Annotated in this window: 16 protein-coding genes; 8 read left to right on the forward strand and 8 right to left on the reverse strand. The window is 71.5% G+C overall.

The window, feature by feature from the left end; genetic code table 11:
* Positions 1-2,640, forward strand: a 2,640-nt coding sequence (locus BLW84_RS25065) for an SDR family NAD(P)-dependent oxidoreductase (RefSeq protein ID WP_143061097.1), incomplete at its 5' end; no start/stop codon positions are given.
* Positions 2,641-2,656: 16 nt separating this feature from the next.
* A complete protein-coding gene (locus BLW84_RS25070; protein ID WP_093269606.1) occupies positions 2,657-3,994 on the forward strand; it encodes an aminotransferase class III-fold pyridoxal phosphate-dependent enzyme in 1,338 nt (445 codons plus the stop codon).
* Positions 3,995-4,043: 49 nt separating this feature from the next.
* On the opposite strand, the gene BLW84_RS25075 is transcribed toward BLW84_RS25070, so the two are convergent.
* Positions 4,044-5,279 (reverse strand): cytochrome P450 family protein, encoded by a 1,236-nt coding sequence (locus BLW84_RS25075; protein ID WP_177226676.1) that lies wholly within the window; start codon positions 5,277-5,279, stop codon positions 4,044-4,046.
* A 350-nt stretch (positions 5,280-5,629) separates the two neighbouring features.
* Between BLW84_RS25075 and BLW84_RS25080 the strand changes: the two genes are divergently transcribed.
* Positions 5,630-6,460 (forward strand): class I SAM-dependent methyltransferase, encoded by an 831-nt coding sequence (locus BLW84_RS25080; protein ID WP_093269611.1) that lies wholly within the window; start codon positions 5,630-5,632, stop codon positions 6,458-6,460.
* Positions 6,461-6,467: 7 nt separating this feature from the next.
* Here BLW84_RS25080 and BLW84_RS49955 read toward each other — a convergent pair whose 3' ends face one another.
* From BLW84_RS49955 to BLW84_RS25090, 3 genes are all read right to left on the reverse strand, one after another.
* Complete coding sequence (locus BLW84_RS49955) at positions 6,468-6,590, reverse strand: hypothetical protein (protein ID WP_281247440.1); 123 nt, start codon at positions 6,588-6,590, stop codon at positions 6,468-6,470.
* 60 nt (positions 6,591-6,650) lie between these two features.
* On the reverse strand, positions 6,651-6,815 hold the full coding sequence (locus BLW84_RS47645; RefSeq protein ID WP_177226677.1) for a hypothetical protein: 165 nt from the start codon (positions 6,813-6,815) through the stop codon (positions 6,651-6,653).
* A gap of 65 nt (positions 6,816-6,880) precedes the next feature.
* The gene (locus BLW84_RS25090) at positions 6,881-8,701 is read right to left on the reverse strand and encodes a xanthine dehydrogenase family protein molybdopterin-binding subunit (RefSeq protein WP_093269841.1); all 1,821 of its coding nucleotides are present in this window, start codon (positions 8,699-8,701) and stop codon (positions 6,881-6,883) included.
* Between the two features lie 150 nt (positions 8,702-8,851).
* On the opposite strand from BLW84_RS25090, the gene BLW84_RS25095 reads away from it, so the two are divergent.
* Positions 8,852-9,574, forward strand: coding sequence for an SDR family oxidoreductase (locus BLW84_RS25095; protein ID WP_093269617.1), 723 nt, complete (start codon positions 8,852-8,854; stop codon positions 9,572-9,574).
* A 6-nt stretch (positions 9,575-9,580) separates the two neighbouring features.
* Here the strand turns inward: BLW84_RS25095 and BLW84_RS25100 are convergent, their stop codons facing one another.
* Positions 9,581-10,531, reverse strand: a complete 951-nt coding sequence (locus BLW84_RS25100; RefSeq protein WP_245761361.1) for an aldo/keto reductase — start codon at positions 10,529-10,531, stop codon at positions 9,581-9,583.
* 129 nt (positions 10,532-10,660) lie between these two features.
* Complete coding sequence (locus BLW84_RS25105) at positions 10,661-11,704, reverse strand: YbhB/YbcL family Raf kinase inhibitor-like protein (protein WP_093269619.1); 1,044 nt, start codon at positions 11,702-11,704, stop codon at positions 10,661-10,663.
* Between the two features lie 170 nt (positions 11,705-11,874).
* On the opposite strand from BLW84_RS25105, the gene BLW84_RS25110 reads away from it, so the two are divergent.
* Together BLW84_RS25110 and BLW84_RS25115 are read left to right on the forward strand one after the other, a co-directional pair.
* A complete protein-coding gene (locus BLW84_RS25110) occupies positions 11,875-12,537 on the forward strand; it encodes a GntR family transcriptional regulator (protein ID WP_177226685.1) in 663 nt (220 codons plus the stop codon).
* Positions 12,538-12,804: 267 nt separating this feature from the next.
* Complete coding sequence (locus BLW84_RS25115) at positions 12,805-13,863, forward strand: 2,3-butanediol dehydrogenase (protein WP_093269622.1); 1,059 nt, start codon at positions 12,805-12,807, stop codon at positions 13,861-13,863.
* 6 nt (positions 13,864-13,869) lie between these two features.
* Here BLW84_RS25115 and BLW84_RS25120 read toward each other — a convergent pair whose 3' ends face one another.
* Positions 13,870-14,550: a DUF899 family protein gene (locus tag BLW84_RS25120; RefSeq protein ID WP_093269625.1), complete on the reverse strand. Its 681-nt coding sequence runs from the start codon at positions 14,548-14,550 to the stop codon at positions 13,870-13,872.
* Between the two features lie 278 nt (positions 14,551-14,828).
* On the opposite strand from BLW84_RS25120, the gene BLW84_RS25125 reads away from it, so the two are divergent.
* Positions 14,829-15,308: a GtrA family protein gene (locus BLW84_RS25125; protein ID WP_245761362.1), complete on the forward strand. Its 480-nt coding sequence runs from the start codon at positions 14,829-14,831 to the stop codon at positions 15,306-15,308.
* A gap of 27 nt (positions 15,309-15,335) precedes the next feature.
* A complete protein-coding gene (locus BLW84_RS25130; protein WP_093269630.1) occupies positions 15,336-15,731 on the forward strand; it encodes a hypothetical protein in 396 nt (131 codons plus the stop codon).
* Positions 15,732-15,888: 157 nt separating this feature from the next.
* Here BLW84_RS25130 and BLW84_RS25135 read toward each other — a convergent pair whose 3' ends face one another.
* Complete coding sequence (locus tag BLW84_RS25135; RefSeq protein ID WP_093269633.1) at positions 15,889-17,076, reverse strand: MFS transporter; 1,188 nt, start codon at positions 17,074-17,076, stop codon at positions 15,889-15,891.
* Positions 17,077-17,146: the final 70 nt, after the last annotated feature.

A 17,146-nucleotide genomic window follows, 5' to 3' on the forward strand; every position in this document is an offset into this window, starting at 1 on the left:
CTGCCCGGCGCGATGGGCCCGCTCGCGATCACCGACCACCGGCTGCTCGCCCTCCTACCGGAGGACTGGACGTTCGCCCAGGCCGCCGCCACACCCGCGGTTTTCCTGACCGCCTACCACGCACTCCACCACCTCGCGCAGGTCCAACCCGGGCAGCGCGTGCTCGTGCACGCCGCCGCCGGCGGTGTCGGCATGGCCGCCATCCAGCTGCTCCAGCACTACGGCGCCGACATCTACGCCACCGCCCACCCCAGCAAATGGGAAACCCTGCGAGAACTCGGAATCCCCGACGACCACATCGCCTCGTCCCGAACCCCGGACTTCGCCACGCAGTTCCCGCCGGTCGACGTCGTCCTGAACTCGCTCACCGGAGACCTCCTCGACGCCTCGCTCGACCTCCTCACACCCGGCGGGCACTTCATCGAACTCGGCAAGACCGACCCCCGCGACCCCGCCGAACACCCCGGACTGCGCTACCACGCCTTCGACCTCACCGAGGCCGACCCGACACACCTCCAGGCCATGCTCGGCGACCTAACCACGCTGTTCGCCAGCGGCGACCTGACCCCGTTGCCGGTGACCGCCTGGGACATCCGCCAGGCCCCGGAAGCCTTCCGCCACCTCAGCAACGCCCGCCACACCGGCAAACTCGCACTCACCATCCCGACCACGCCCGATCCACACGGCACCATCCTCATCACCGGCGGCACCGGCTCACTCGGCACCGTTCTCGCCCGCCACCTCGCCGCACAACACCCCGCACACCTCCTCCTGGCCAGCCGCCAAGGTCCAGCCGCACCGGGCGCGGCACAGCTCCGCGACGAGCTGCGATCGCTCGGGGCGAAGGTCACCATCACCGCCTGCGACACCACCGACCCCCGCCAACTCAACGACCTGATCGACGGCATCCCCGCAGAGCACCCGCTGACCGGCGTCGTCCACACCGTCGGCGCACTCCGCGACAGCGCGCTCCACGCGCTGACCGCCGGCCAACTCGCCGCCGTGCTGAAATCCAAAGTGGACTCGACATGGCACCTGCACCACGCCACCCGGAACCACGACCTGGCGTTCTTCACCGCCTACTCATCCGCCGCGGGAATCCTCGGCAACCCCGGCCAGGCCAACTACGCCACCGCCAACGCCTTCCTCGACGCCTTCGCCCAACACCGCCACGCCCGCGGCCTGCCCGCTCAGTCCCTCGCCTGGGGGCCGTGGGACACCACCAGCGGCATGACCCAGCACCTCACCCACACGGACCGGGACCGCATGGCCGCCGGCGGCGTGCTTCCCTTCGGCCCCGATGACGGCATGGCCGCCTTCGACGCGGCCCGCGACCTACCCGATCCGCACATCGTGCCGCTCCGCCTCGACGGCAAGGCCCTCCGCTCCCACGGCGATGCGCTCCCGCCGCTGTTCGGCGAGGTCATCCGGCGCCGCGCCCAGGACGGTCGCCGCAACGGGCCGGAGCGCGAAGCGCTCCTCCAGCGGCTCGCGAGCCTGCCCGAGGCCGAGCAGCACCGAACCCTGCTGGAACTCGTCTGCGCCCGCGCCGCCGTCGTCCTGGGCCACGCGGACGCCGGGGCGATCACCGCGGACCGGCCGTTCCTGGAGCTCGGTTTCGACTCCCTCACCGCGGTGGAGCTGCGCAACCGGCTCGCCACCGTCACCGGCCGCCACCTGCCGACGACGCTGGTCTTCGACCACGCCACACCCGCCGAACTGGCCGAATTCCTCCGGAATTCCCTCGAAACCCAGGAAGGCCCGGTCCCGCAGCAACACTCCGGCGAAGAGTCCAGCCCGGTCGACGACGAACTCACCCGCTCCTACCGGCAGCTCTGCGACCTGGGCCGGTTCGACGAGGGCATCGAGCTGCTGAAGATCATGTCGCGGCTGCGCCCGGCCTTCGACGCGGGAGACCCGAGCGCGGCCGTGGCGCCCGTGCGGCTCACTCGCGGCGAGACCGGGCCGGGGCTGATCTGCTTCCCGTCCCTCGTCGCGCCGACCAGCCCCTACCAATTCGCCAGGTTCGCATCGGTGTTCCGCGACCGGCGGCCGGCCCAGGTGCTGCCGACTCCCGGCTACCAGAACGACGAACCGCTGCCCGCGACGCTCGCCGCCGCCATCGAGACCCAGGCCGACAAGGTCCTCGACTGCGCCGGCGGCGAAGCCGTCGTGCTCGTCGGCTACTCGTCAGGCGGCTGGTTCGCCTACGCCGTCACCGCGCTGTTGGAACGGCGAGGCGTCGCCCCGGCGGCGCTGGTACTGCTCGACAGCCCCGCGCCGGGAGGCGGCTGCTTCGCGCAGATGGCCCGGGTCGCCCACCGGCTCGACGGCACGCTGCCGAACCTGCGCACCGACCAAGCGCAGCTGACCGCGATGGGCGCGTACCTGCGGCTGTTCGAGGACTGGACGCCCGCGCCGGTGTCCACACCGCTGCTGTTCGTCCACCCGGAACGGGAAACGCCCGACTTCCCGCGGAACCTGTCCTCCGACGCCGCACCCGATGACCGGCACGTGCTCTTCGTGCCGGGAGACCACTTCACCATGATCGACCGCCACGCCGAGCAGACCGCGTCGCTCGTGGACGGCTGGATCACCACGAATTTCGAGCACCGCGACGAGTGCTCGAAAGTCCGCTGAGAGAAAAGGATCGCCGATGACTCTGACCTCCGAATCCACCACCGCGCAGCCCGCCGACAGCCGCCTCGGCCTCGCCGCCCGCGATCACCTCATGCGGGGCTACGGCGAACCGACGGACGGGCCGGTGTCCATCATGACCCGCGGTGAGGGACCCTACGTCTGGGACGAGCAGGGGCGCCGCTACCTCGACGCGGTCGCCGGCGCGTTCGTCGTGCAAGTGGGGTACGGGCGGCCGGACCTCGCCGCCACCGCGGCGCGGCAGGCCGCCGAGCTCGCCTACTTCCCGGCGATGGAGCACGCGCCCCGCCCCGCCGTGGAGCTCGCCGAACGACTCGCCGCCGCGGCGCCCGGCGACCTCAACCGCGTGTTCTTCACCTGCGGCGGCAGCGAAGCCGTCGACAGCGCGTGGAAGCTGGCCCGCCAGTACTTCGCGCTGACCGGGAGGACCGGCAAGCACAAGGTGATCAGCCGCGAGTGGTCCTTCCACGGCAGCACCTACGCGGCCGTGGCGATGGGCGGTTTCGCGCTGCTGCACCAGATCTTCGAGCCGCGCGGGCCGGTCAGCCGCAACGTCGCCGACCCGTACGACGCCGAGGAGATCAGGGCGGCCATCGAGCAGGAGGGCCCGGAGTCGGTCGCCGCGGTGATCCTGGAGCCGCTGCCCCACCCGAGCGCCTGCGTGGTGCCGCCGGCGGGCTACTTCGCCCGCGTCCGCGAGATCTGCGACCAGTACGACGTGCTGCTGATCTCCGACGACATCGTGGACTCCTTCGGCAGGCTCGGCCACCTCTTCGGCTGCGACCGCTTCGGGTTCCAGCCCGACATCATCTGCTGTGCCAAGGGGATCACCAGCGGCTATGCGCCGCTCGGCGCGACGATCGCCTCGGACCGGCTGCTGGAACCGTTCCTGCCGGAGCACGTCATGTTCGCCCACGGCTACACCTTCAGCGGCCACCCGGTGTCGACCTCCGTGGCCATGGCGAACATGGACATCCTCGAGCAGGAGCGCGTCTACGAGCACGTGCTGCGCAAGGAAGCGGTGCTGCGCAACACGTTGGAGGGCCTGCGGAACCTGCCGGTCGTCAACGACGTGCAGGGCGCCGGGTTCCTGTTCTCCCTGGAGCTGATCAAGGACAAGGCGACGCAGGAGCCGTTCTCGCCGGAGGAGTGCGAGCAGCTCATCGACCGGCGGCTGCGCCGCGAGCTGTTCGAGGCGGGCCTGCACATCCGGTGCGGGGACCACGACAAGCCCTACATCCACCTGGCGCCGCCGCTGATCTGCGACCAGCCGGAGTTCGACGAGCTCGCGGAGGTGCTGCGGTCCGTGCTGCCCCGGCTGTCGGCCTGGATCTGAGGGCCTCGTGCGCGGTGGCGGAGCGTCCGCCACCGCGCACCGGCCGGGATCAGCTGGTCCTGAGGGGGCCCAGGCGTACCGGGAGTTCCTCCACCGCGCGCATGTAGCCGGGGCGCCACCGCAACTTCTCGACCGGCACGGCCAGTTCGAGGTTCGGGTAGCGCTGGAAGAGCGAGCCGAGGCCGATCTCCATCTCGACCTTGGCCAGGGAAGCGCCGAGGCAGTAGTGCATTCCCCGCCCGAACGCGACGTGCTGGTTCTCCGCGCGGTCGAAGTCCAGCGCGTCCGGCGAGGAGAACCGCGCGGGATCGCGGTTCGCGGCGGCCAGCGAGGCCAGCACCCAGGAACCGGCGGGGATCGTGGTGTCGTCGAGCTGGATGTCCGCCGTCGTGAAGCGGAAGACCCCCGGCGTGGACGGCCCGTCGTAGCGCAGCAGTTCATCGACGTGCGCCGCCAGCGCGGTGGGATCTTCCCGCACGACGGCGAGTTCCGCCGGGTGGTCCAGCAGGGACAGCACGCCGAGCGCCAGGGAGTGCGATGTCGTCTCGTGCCCGGCGACGAACAGCAGCAGCGCCACGCCGGCGAGCTCCCGGTCGTCCACTTCGCCACCGGCACCCGTCACGAGCGCGCTCAGCAGGTCGTCCTCGGGATTCCTGCGCTTGGCGTCGAGCAATTCCTCGAAGTAGGCGTAGAAGGAGTTGACGGCGGAAACCACCTGGGGCGCCTTTTCCGGGTCGCCGACGAATCCGAGCGCCTGGTTGGTCCACTCCCGGAACTGCACGGCGTCCTCCTCCGGAATGCCGAGCAGCGCGCACAGCACGGACACCGGGAACGCATAGCTGTAAGAGCGGACGAGGTCGACCTCGTCCGCGCCGTCCAATGCATCCAGCAGCTTGTCGGCGATGGCCCGCACCTGCGTCCGCAGCGCTTCCACGCGGCGCGCGCTGAACTCGCGCACCACCAGTTTGCGCAGCCTGGTGTGGTCGGGCGGATCCATGTTGATGAACAGTCCCTGCCGGATCGACCGGAACGCCTCGGCCACCTCCGGCGCCACCTCGTCGACGCCGCTGCGCTCCGGCGAGAGGTCGCAGCTCACGTGAGGGCTGGACAGCACGTTCACGACGTCGGGATAGTGCGTCACCACCCAGCACTCGCGCCCGTCCGGCAGGACGACCGGCTGCGCCGGACCGCTCTCCCGCCAAGCCGCGAGGCACGGGTGGGGATTGGCCAGGAACTCGTCGCTCATGGACAGTTCCGCCGGGCCGACCACGTCGCTCGTGCCCATCTTTCCTCCTGTAATCCGATGCTGGAACATTCGGTGGGAATTGCGGACGACGAACCCGATGCTAGGTGTCCCGAATTGTCCCAGCAACGGCCGAGAATCGCCGACACCCGGTATTCCACCGGTTCACCCCAGCGGATTATCGAAGCCCGCACGCGACGCGACGAAACGGCTTCGCTGATCCACTTTTACCAGGTGGTTCCACGATCAGGTCGAAGTCGTTTCCTCGGTTGCAGCACCCCATTCCGCTGCAATAGCGTGCAGTGCGGTCCCCAATTCTTCCGGCCGGTGCGGCCGGATCGCGCCGAGACATTTTCCGCAATCACCGCAGCCTCGAAGGCGAGACCCACGAGATGACCAAATCACAGCAACCATCACCGGGCCCCGGCGAAATCCACGACGAGCACGGCGACGTGTTCACCGCGCTGCTGGACGGCAGCCTCCACTTCGGACTCTGGGACGACACCACCCGCAGCATGCGGGAGGCCGCCGACAACATGACCGACCTGATGATCAACGAGCTGGCGGTCAAATCGGCGCAGTCCGTGCTCGACATCGGTTGCGGCATCGGCGAACCCGCCGTCCGCCTGGCCCGCGCCAGGAACGTCGACGTGGTGGGCATCAACGTCAGCCGCCAGCAGCTCGCGGCGGCGACCGAGCGCGCGGCGGCGGAAGGCCTGCAGGACCGGGTGCGCTTCGAGTTCGCCGACGCGCTGGACCTGCCTTTCCCGCCGGAATCCTTCGACGCGGCATGGTTCTTCGAGTCCCTGCTGCACATGCCCGACCGGCTCCGCGCGCTGTCGCAGGCCGCGCGCGTGCTGCGCCCCGGCGGCAGGCTCGCCGTCGCGGACTTCATCCGGCGCGGCCCCGACCTGGACGAGCAGACCGCCGTCGAGGAACGGCTCGCCGGGTTCCACATCTCCGCCATGCCGACGCTGGAGGACTACGCCGAGACGGTCGCGGCGGCCGGCCTCGTCATGGCGGCGGCGATCGACGTCTCCGACCGCAGCTGGCGGCAGACCCTGGCGGTGGTCCAGGAGAACATCGCCCGGCTGCAGCACACCTTCACCACCCCGTCCGGCCAGGAGGACTACTGGGCCGAAGCGCGCGAAACGCTGCCCCGGATCGCCGAGGGATCGGCGCTGGGCTACGCGGTGTTCGTCGCGGCCAAGCCGCGCGGCTGACCGGGGCTCACCGCTCGGGCGCCAGCACCTCGCCGGTGCCGGCGTCCCGCACGGTGATCGCCTCGACCCCCGGCGCGGGCAGGAGGAACCCTCCACCAGCTCGAAGTGCTCGGGCGCGATCCCGACGCACAGCGCGGAGCCGATGCAGGTATCGGTGTCCACGCGAACTTGCCGACGTCAGCGGGATCCGCTACCGGGTCACGCGATCGGCGGCGCCCGGCGACCGCTCGGCGGGCACCGACTGGCAGCTGGCCGACACCGGCCGGGCGAGGGCGCTGCTGGGGTGGTCGGCGAAGCGGTCGCTCCCCGAGACCGCCCACCAGATCTGGCTTTCCGCGACCGCGGAAGCAACCACCGAGCTCGCGCGTGCAAGGCGATCGGCATGAACGGCAAGGAAAAGATCCTCGACCTGGTTCGCGACTACCACCGGACCGCGGAGCGGGACGGCACGTTCGTCCCGGGCGAGACACCGGTCCTGTCCTCCAGTGCCGTGCTCGACGAGCAGGACCGGATGGCGCTGGTCGAGGCCGCGCTCGACCTGCGGATCGCCTCCGGCTCGATGTCCTCGACCGCGGCCTCCAGCCGGGACGCCGCCAGTTCCTTCGCCCGCCGCAACACCTGTTCGCTCGCCTCGCGCACCGCGCTGCCGCCCAGTTGCAGCGACCTCGAACCGCCGGTGCCCTCGCCGCGTGGGACCGCCGCGGTGTCGGACTGCACGAAGTCGATCGACTCCATCGGGATGCCCAGCGCGTCCGCGACGATCATCGCGAACGACGTCGCGTGCCCCTGCCCGTGCGACGAGGTGCCCACCTTGATCGTGGCGCGGCCGTCGTCGTGCACCTCGACCTCGGCGTACTCCCCGTCGCCGCCGCCGGTGATCTCCACGTAGGTGCTCACGCCGATGCCCAGCAGCAGGTGCTCCCCCGCCTCGATCCGGCGGGCCTGCTCGGCGCGCAGCCCGTCGTAGTCGGCCAGCCGCAGCGCCTCGGTAAGTGGCAGGTCGTAGTCGCCGCTGTCGTATTTCGTTCCGACGACCGTCGTGTGCGGAAAGTCTTCTGGCGCGAGGAAGTTCTGCCTGCGCAGCTCGACCGGGCCCCGGTCCAGCTCGGCCGCGGCGATGTCGATCAGGCGTTCCAGCATCGCCGTCGCCTCTGGGCGCCCGGCGCCGCGGAACGCGCCGACCGGCGTCGTGTTGGTCAGCGCGGCCACCGAGTCGTAGCTGATCGCCGGAATCCGGTAGACGCCCTGCGCCATCATCCTGGTCGTCGCGATCGCCAGCAGCCCGCCGAAACCGGCGTAGGCGCCGCAGTCGCCGATGACCCGGCAGCGCAGCCCGCTGATCGTGCCGTCGCGCTTGAGCCCCAGCTCGGCGAACTGCACCTGGGCGCGGCCGTGCGGCATCGCCTGCATGTTCTCCGAGCGCGTCTCGATCCACCGCGCCGGACGCCCCAGGCGCCGCGCGATCCCGATGACCGCGGCATGTTCGGAGGTGACGCCGCCCTTCCCGCCGAATCCGCCGCCGACGTGCGGCGCGATCACCCGGATGCGCTCGGGCGCCCACCCGAAGGTGGCGGCGATGCCGTCGCGGGCGCCGTGCGGCATCTGCGTCGAGAGGTACACCGTGATGTCGAATTCCCGTTCCGCACCACCGGGAATCGCGATGATGGCGTTGCCCTCCATCGGCACCACAGCCACCCGCTGGTTCTCGAGCCTGGCCCGCACCACGACGTCCGCGCCGTCGAGCACCCCGGCGCCGAGCGGATCCCGTTCGCCTCCCGCGACGTTCGAGCCCAGCTCCGGGAACTGTTGCGGCGCATCGGGTTCCAGCGCCCGCTCCGGGTCGGCCGCCACCGGCAGCGGCTCGTAATCGACGTCGACCAGTTCGAGTGCGTCTGCGACCGCCGCGGCGGTCTCGCCGACCAGCGCCGCGACCGGCTCGCCGGCGAAGCGCACCCGGTCGGTAGCCAGCGGCGGCCGCTCGCAGAGCGGGTTGAGCACCAGGAACGGCGGCGGGATCGGCAGTTCCAGGTCGGCCGCCGCATACGCGGCGACGATGCCGGGCGCGGCCGCGGCGGCGGTGAGGTCGATCGACCGGATGAGCGCGTGCGCCACCGGCGACCGCGCGAAACCGACGTGCAGCACGCCGTTCACGTGGTGGTTCGCGACGAAGATTCCCCTGCCGCGCAACAGTTCGGGGTCCTCGATCCGCCGGACTTCGGTTCCCAGCAACGATCCCACCATGCGGCCGAACCTATCGGCCGCGACCGCCACGCGCATCGCGGCCGACCCCGGTGCCGCCGGTAGCGTGAGCGCGATTAATGGCATGCGTCGGTGTTGTCGCCTGATCTAAGCTCCGTGTCGATCATTCCGGCGAAATCCTGGAGGAAGTCCTTGGCGAGCGATGTGCTGACCGCGGTCGTCACCGGTGCCGCGAGCGGGATCGGGCGGGCGCTGGCCGAGGCGCTCCACGCCAAGGGCGCCGACCTGGTCTTGGCCGATGTCGACGCCGACGCGCTCTCCGCGACCGCGGAGCGGCTCGGCGCTACGGGTGTGACGGCCGATGTCGCCGACCCGGCCGCGATGAACGCCCTGGCGGCGCAGGCCCCGCAGGCGCGCCTGATCTGCCTCAACGCCGGTGTCGTGGGAGCGTCGCTGGGCGCGCCGTGGGAGGTGCCGCCCGACGAGTGGGATCGCGTGTTCGGCATCAACGTCGGCGGCGTCGTCAACGGGCTGCGGGCGTTCGTGCCGGGCCTGCTCGCCTCCGGTGAGCAGGCCCACGTGCTGATCACCGCATCGCTGGCCGGCCTCACGGTCTTCCCGGGCGGCGGGGCGTACGGACCGTCGAAGCACGCCGTCGTCGCCGTCGCCCAGCACGCGGCGATGGCCCTGGCCGACACGCCGGTGCGGGTCACCATGATCTGCCCCGCGCTGGTCTCCACCGGCATGTCGCCGGAGGGGACCGAGCCGGGCCTCGTCGCGCACGAGGCGCTGCAGGCCGTCGACGACGGTGTCTTCGCCGTCGTTCCCGCCGAGTGGCAGGCGGCCGTCGTCGCGCAGGTCGAGCAGATCGCGGCCGGGCACCGGCCCACGCCACCCGCCCCGCGGTCCGCGTGACCGTCGTCAGGGCAGCGCCGCGCCGCGGGCCGTGATCCAGAGCCGGTACCACTCCTCGTGCGTGAGGTCGGGTCCCCGCTGCGCCGCGTCGCGGCAGGCGCGGATCCGTGCCGGCTTCGCGCTGCCGATGACCGGCGCGATCCCCGCCGGGTGGCGTTGCAGCCACCACAGCACGATCGTCTCCGGCGTCGTGCCCTTCTCATCCGCCAGGGCCGCGACGAGCTCCGCCGTCGCCCGCTCGGTCGGCGTTTCCTGACCGCCGGTGAACCGGCCGCGCGCGAGCGGGCCCCAGGCCTGCAGGGAGATGCCGTTCGCCCGGCAGTGCTCGATCGTGCCCAGCGGGAAGCCGATCGCCGCGGCTTCGGCGGTGTTCACCAGCACCCCGGCTTCGCACCAGTCGCGCCGGTGCAGGCTCATCTCCAGCTGGTTGGCGACCAGCGGAACGCCGAGGTGCGCCTGCAGCTGCGCGATCTGGGCCGCGCTCATGTTCGACACCCCGAAGCGCCGCACGAGGCCCTGCTCGTGCAGCGACATGAGCGCCTTGGCAACGTCCTCCGGGTCGGCCAGCGGGTCGGGCCGGTGCAGCAGAAGCACGTCGATCACGTCGGTGCGCAACCGGGCGAGGCTCTCCTCCACCCGCCGGAGGATGCTGTCCCCGCGCAGGTCGTAGATCCCGGGCCGGTCGCCCTCGGCCTGCCGGATGCCGCACTTGGTCTGCAGCACGACGCGTTCGCGCAGCCCGGGCGTGCGGGCCAGCACCTCGCCGAACGCCGCCTCGGCCTTGCCGCGCCGGTAGATGTCGGCGTGGTCGAACGTCGTGATGCCGATCTCCAGCGCCGCCTGGATCGCCGCCTCGGCCGCGTCGATGTCGGCCGCGGCGAGGGGTTCGGCGTCCCAGCTCCCGCCGAGCCCCATGCACCCGTACAGCACGCGATCCGCGCTCGTCTCCGTCGTCACCGGGCCATCCTTTCACGGAGGTCACTGCGCCAGGCCGAGGCCACGAATGTCCACAGAGGACAATGAGTCCCGGAGAGTGCGGAATGCCATCCGCGCGCGGCGCCGAATCGGCTCGTCGAGCTTCCCGCCTCAGCGGGTCCCGGCGGCGTCCGGCCGGGCGGCGGTTCGCCGGCGGACGGTGCGCTCGAGGATCCCGAGGGTGGCCTTGAGGGCGGACTCGGGGACCACCGGGAAGACGAGGCGCTCCTTCCACTCCTCGTCGATCTCCGACCAGTCGTAGTAGGAGGTGACGAGGGTGCCGCCCTCGGTCGGCTCCAGCCGGTAGCCGTAGACGTGGCGGGCATGCGGCCGGATCCGGCCTTCGACGGTCCAGGCGATCTCCTCGTCCGGGATGAGGTTGGTGATGACGACCTCGACGTCGTACTTGCCCAGCGGAAGATCCCCGAGGGCGTCCCGATCCATGTGGACCAGGAACCGGTCGCCAGGCTGCTCGACCCGCTCCCCTTCGGCGTCCATGAGCATCCCCGACGCGTCGATGTCCGCGTGGCCCTTCGGGTCGGTCAGGACCGCGAAGATGTCCCCGGCGAGGGCGGGGATGAGCCGGGAAACCTCGATCCGTTCGACGACTTCGGCCGCGCCCGGCGTTTCCGCCGTGCCGATCAGGGTGGCGCGACCGAGGGTGTGCGAGGCCATGGTGAACACCAGGAAGGCCGGCGTGCTGCCGGCCGGGACCGCGATGTCTTCGACGTCCAGCGCGTGGACGGTGATGAGGTAGCGGTGCCGACCATGCCCGGCGGGCGGGGCGCCGCCCACGAAGCGGGTGACACGAGCGTCGTTGGGCAGCTGGAACGCCGGCCCGGGAAGCCCCGATCCGGCGTCGTCGCCGGCACCCTCCGGCAACGATGTCACCGTCGCGGGGATGTTGGCGACGGCCCAGTGCCAGAACCCGGACATCGTCGGCGCGTCGGGGTCGTAGACGGTGACGGCGTAGCTCTTCGTGCCCAGCGGGGCGCCGCTCCAGGACAGCTGAGGACTGACGTCCCCGCCTCCGCGCACGCCGAAGATGCCGGACAGCTGCGCGGCCTGCAGCGGCCGCTCGTCCTGCACGCTGGTGCTGGTGACGGTGAAGCTCGGCACTTCGGGCAGGCGAGCGTAGGGGTCGTTCGCGCTCATCACGTCGTCCTCTCAGGCCTTGCCGCGGGAGCGACGGAGCCCGCAGCGTCACTCGGGTCAACACCGTCGCCTCAGATCGACGATAGCAAGAATAATCGATTTTCAACTGGATCGTCTATGCTGATGCGATGCCCCGGGCGACTCCCACCTCGACCTCGTCGGGAAAGCAGATGCTCTCCGAGCAGGTCTACGCGCACCTGCGGGACGCGATCATGCGCGGGGACTTCGCCCCCGGCGAGGCCCTGAAACCGCAGGACCTCGCCGCGGAACAGGGCGTGAGCCTGGCCGTCGTGCGCGAGGCGCTCGTGCGGGTGGTCGGCGAGGGCCTCGCCGATCGGCTGCCCAACCGCGGCTTCGCCGTCCCGGCCTTCTCCGACCGCCGCTGGCAGGAGATCGCGGAGGCCCGCCGGACCATCGAACCGCTCGTGCTGCGCATGTCCATCGAGCGCGGCGACGTCGACTGGGAGGCCCGGGTACGAGCCGCCCACCACCGCCTGAGCCGCACCCCGGTGTTCGCGCCGGAGGAGGGCGAGTACGTCAGCAGCGCGTGGTCCGAGGCGCACCGGGTCTTCCACCGCACTTTGTTGGAGGGGTGCGGCAACCCCGTCCTGCTGGAGACCTTCGACCGGTTGTGGTCCGCGAGCGAGCTGGCTCGCCGCTGGTCGGCGCAGCGCACCCCCGACCGGGACCACGTCGGCGAGCACCGCCGGCTGGAGGAGGCGGCACTGGCCCGCGACGCGGACGCCGCGGCCGAGGCACTGGCCCAGCACCTCACCCTGACCTCGGCCGGGCTGACCGGCCGCACTCACCAGGAACCCGCAGCAGAAGCCTGATCCGCCTCATCGACCTGGCCCACGAGCCCGCCGGGGCGACAGCGCCGAACCTGGCGGTTTTCCCTGGGGCAGGACGAGATGCCGGGCGCACTCCGCCGGAGCCGAGGTACGCGTCATACCGCGCGATGAAGGTCGCCATCCTTCCGTTTCCGCGCCCATGGCGGCCGACGCGCGCACCTAACGCCGCGGCCGGGCTCGGCGCCCCTTCCGCACTTCGCGCATCCTCGGGATGGCGTCCCCAATCTCCCGCAGAGCGAGGAATCCGCGATGAGAGCAGCACGCTTCCACGGCCGTGGCGACATCCGCATCGACGACGTGCCGGAACCCGCGACCCGCCCCGGCACCGTCAAGGTGGCCGTCGAGTGGTGCGGGATCTGCGGCACCGACCTGCACGAATACCTCGAAGGCCCGATCTTCGCGCCGCGCGCGGGCGCCCCGCACCCGCTCACCGGCGAAACAGTGCCCCTCACGCTCGGCCACGAATTCGCCGGCGTCGTCAGCGAGCTCGGCGACGGCGTGCGCGACCTGCGGGTAGGCGACCGCGTCGCCGTCGAGCCGTACCTGGTGTGCGGGCGGTGCGATCCCTGCCTGCAGGGCCGGTACAACGTCTGCCGCAGCCTGGGCTTCGTCGGGCTTTCCGGCGGGGGCGGCGGGTTCTCGCAGTTCGTCGTCGCCGAACGCCGCTGGATCCACCCGCTCGGCGAGCTCGGCACCGACGTCGGGGCGCTCGTCGAGCCGCTGGCGGTCGCCCACCACGCGGTGCGGCTCTCCGGCGCCCGCCCTGGGCACACCGCCGCGGTCTTCGGGGCGGGCCCCATCGGCCTGATGACCACGGCCGCACTGCGGGCGGCAGGCGTCGAGCGGGTGATCGCCGTGGAACCGGCGGAGGTGCGCAAGACGAAGGCGCAAGCCGCGGGTGCCGAGCACGTACTCGATCCGTCCACAGTGGATGTCACGGCCGCCGTGCTGGAGCTGACCGGGGGCCGCGGCGCCGACGTGACGTTCGAATGCGCCGGGGTCGACGCCGTGCTGAAGTCGGCGATCCGCGCCACGCGCGCGGGCGGCACCTGCGTGAACGTCGCGATCTGGGGCCACGAGGCCGCCGTCGCGATGAACGACCTGGTGTTCGGCGAGATCAACCTCGTCGGCAGCCTCGCCTACGCCGACGACCACCCCGCGACCATCGAGATGATCGCCGCCGGCCTGGTCGACCCGTTCCAGTTCATCACCGGCCGCATCGGCCTCGACGAGATCGTGGCGAAGGGGTTCGACGAGCTCGTCGGCAACAAGGAGGCCAACGTCAAGATCCTCGTCCGGCCGGAATGACCCGGGCTAGTAGTCCAGGGCCGCGAACCAGTCGCCCCGGCCCCGGGGCGTGAGGTCGAGGAGGTGCCAGACCGGGCTGAGCAGGTCGATGCCGCGCTGGTCGATGTCGTCGGCCAGCCGCGGGTGCGCCGAGTAGAAGTGGCGGACCGCTCCGCTGCCGTCGCGGGTGAACACCGACACCGTCGAATCCTGGTTGCCGTCCGCGTCCTCGCTGCCGAGGTCGTACTTGAACGTGCTGGCCCCGGCGCTGAGCAGGCGCAGGTTCGTCCACTGCCGGTGCCGGGCGTACGCGCGCAGGTCCGACAGGCCGGCGGCGGCCACGACCGCGAAGTCGGCGTTCTGCGCGACGTGGCGGGCGACGCCGTTGAAGCCGTCGATCCACATCGTGCACATGGGGCACGGCTCGGTCTGCCGCTTGCCGTACATCAGGTGGTAGATCACCAGGTCGCGGCCGGGCCCGGTGAACAGTTCGCCCAGCCGCACGGTCCGCACGGGCTCGTCGCCCGCATCGAGGTCCGCGGGGCCTTCCTCGAACTCGTAGTCGTCGACGACCGGCCCCGGCGGCAGCGTGCGGCGCAGGTCGGCGACCCGTTCGCGCTGGCGCATCAGCTCGATCTCGGCCTGGCGCAGTTCCTCGCGGGCGCTGGTGTACTCGGCCGGTTCCGCGGCGAGGTTGGTGTGGCGCATCGCTGACTCCCGGACCATCGGCGGTAGTTGCCCCGCCATTGTCCGCTGCTCGCGGCGAGGTGGCCAAGTGCGCTCCTGCGGCGCCAAAATCCATCCAATGTGGACATTCGCGGGATCCCGGCGGTTCGGGGATGGTGGCGGAACGGATGCCGAACGAACGCTGAACACCTGGCGAAGGGATACCGCTGATGGCATGAATCCGGCGGACAACTTTGCTCCGGCGAGATCTCATAGGTTCGGGTGCGGACCCACGACGCGATCGCCGCAGCGGGATGAGGATGGACGAGCAGACCACGACGACCAGGACGAGCACCGCCGAGCGGGTCGGCGACCTGCTCACCTCGTGGGTCGACCGGCTTCCCGCCCGGCTGCGCCGGGTGCTGTCCCGCGAACTCGTCGGGTTCCTGGTGCTGGGCGGGTTCACGTTCCTGATCGACCTCGGGATCCTGGCGGCGCTGCGCGCCTGGACCGCGCTGCCGCTGCCGGCCGCCGTGACCGTGGCGTACGTGGCCGCCTTCGGGCTGAACTTCGTGCTCAACCGCACGGTCAACTTCCGGTCGCACGCCCCGGTCGGCGGCCAGGTCCTCCGCTACGCGGTGGTGATCGCCTGCGACTACCTGCTCACGATGGGCGTGACCACGGGGGTTTCGGCGCTGGGCGTCGACTTCCGGTTGTCCCGGATGGCCGCCGGGGCGTGCGTCGCGGCGTTCACCTACACCGCATCGCGGTGGTGGGTGTTCCGGGAGAGGTCCGGCTGAACCGCGCCCCTTGGCATACTGGGCGGGGTGTCCCGCAAACTGCTGATCTTGCCGGTCGTGGCAGGACTCCTCGTCGGCGCGGTGCTGTTCGGCGCGCTGGTCTTCCTCGGCCCCTCGATCACCTTGCGCGAAGCGGTGCTGCACGAGGAATCCTCCCAGGATTCCGGCGTCACCTACGAGTACTCGGGTTCCCAGTGGGCGAGCGAGCTCTACCTGGTTCGGGTCACCCGGTTGACCGGCACCGGGTACGAGCTGCGGATCGGACCGGGCGCGGCCGACCACTACTACCCGGTGCGGCTGCGGTTCGGCTCCGATGAGCCGCGGATCCGGTCCGTCGAGTGGCGACCCGACGAGGTCGCGGTGACCTTGGACTCGGGCGACTCCGTCCACGTGCCGGCGGACAACTTCCGCAGCGTCCGCTAGAGCGCCCGCTCGCGAACTTGTTCGCGCAGTGGCACGTCTGCGCTGCCTGGCGCGGAGTGAACGGACCGATCGCCCCGATAGACGAGGCGAACAGGCCGTTCGCTTCTTCTCTCGCAAAGCACAAGCCCGCGCTGCCACGCCGCATCCGGAACAGCCGCTAGCTGGCCGGTTCCGCCCGGCGCCCCAGCGCGCGCATCGCGAGCGCCCCGAGGATCGGGCCCGGCGCGAGGACGAGGAAGGCGAAGCGCCAGCCGACGAGCTCCGAGAGCACCGGCACGAGGTTGATCGTGACCACCGTCAGCAGGAAGCCGATCGCGGTCTGCGCGGTCAGCGCCGTGCCGATGTAGCGGGAGTCGGCGACCTCGCTGAGCGCCGTGGAGAACACGCCGGAGTCCGCGATCACCGCCGCGCCCCAGATCGCGAGCAGCACCAGGAGCAGCGGCCACGACGCGCCGAACACCAGCGGGGACAGCAGGCAGCACGCGCCGCTGACGACCAGCGCCGCCCCGGCCGCGGGAGCCCGCCCGAAGCGGTCGGCGGCCCAGCCGCCGAGCAGGCAGCCGACGACACCGGCGACGCCGATGGCCGCGAACGAGACCAGGCCGACGGTCGCCTCCCCGCTCCCGGTGCTCGCGGCCACGAACGACGGCAGCCACGTCCACAGCGCGTACAGCTCCCACATGTGGCCGAAGTAGCCGAGGTTGGCCAGCCTCGGCCCGCGCTCCCGGAACATCTCGAGCGCGTACCGGGGCCGGTGGCTCGCGCCGCCGCGGGACAGGTGCGGTCCCGGCCGCACGAACGCCGCCGCCAGCACCGCCGCCCCGACTCCGATGACGGCCGCGGTGATGAGCACGCCCTGCCACGGCAGGCCGTCGAGGCCCTTGATCAGGTGCGGCAGCGCGGAGCCGACGGTGAGCGCGCCGATGAGCACGCCGAGCGCGAACCCGCGCCCGGCGGCGCCGAACCACGAGGCCATCAGCTTCATGCCGACCGGGTAGACCCCGGCGAGGAAGAAGCCCGCGCACAGCCGGCAGAGCACCGCCGGGCCGAAGCCGTCGGCGAACAGCGGGACGGCGGCGGTCGCGGCCGCCGCTCCGAGCGCGGAACAGGCGGCCACCCGCTGCGGCGGGAAGCGGTCTGGCAGGTTGAAAGCGGCGGACACGACGGCCCCGGCGACGAACCCGACCTGCACCGATGCGGTCAGCCAGACGGCCTGCACGTCGCTGATGCGCCACGCCTCGCGCAGCGCGGGCACCACGGCGGAGGCGGAGAACCACATCGCCATGGCGAGGACCTGCACGGCGGCGATCAGCCCGAGCTGGACGTACCGGTTACCACTTGCCATTCAACAGCCGCTTTCCGAAAAGCTCCCGCATTACTCGGGCGCACGACCACCACACGAGTCCGGCCCGCAC

Origin of the sequence: Saccharopolyspora shandongensis (genome assembly GCF_900106995.1) — a bacterium.
GTDB lineage: Bacteria > Actinomycetota > Actinomycetes > Mycobacteriales > Pseudonocardiaceae > Saccharopolyspora > Saccharopolyspora shandongensis.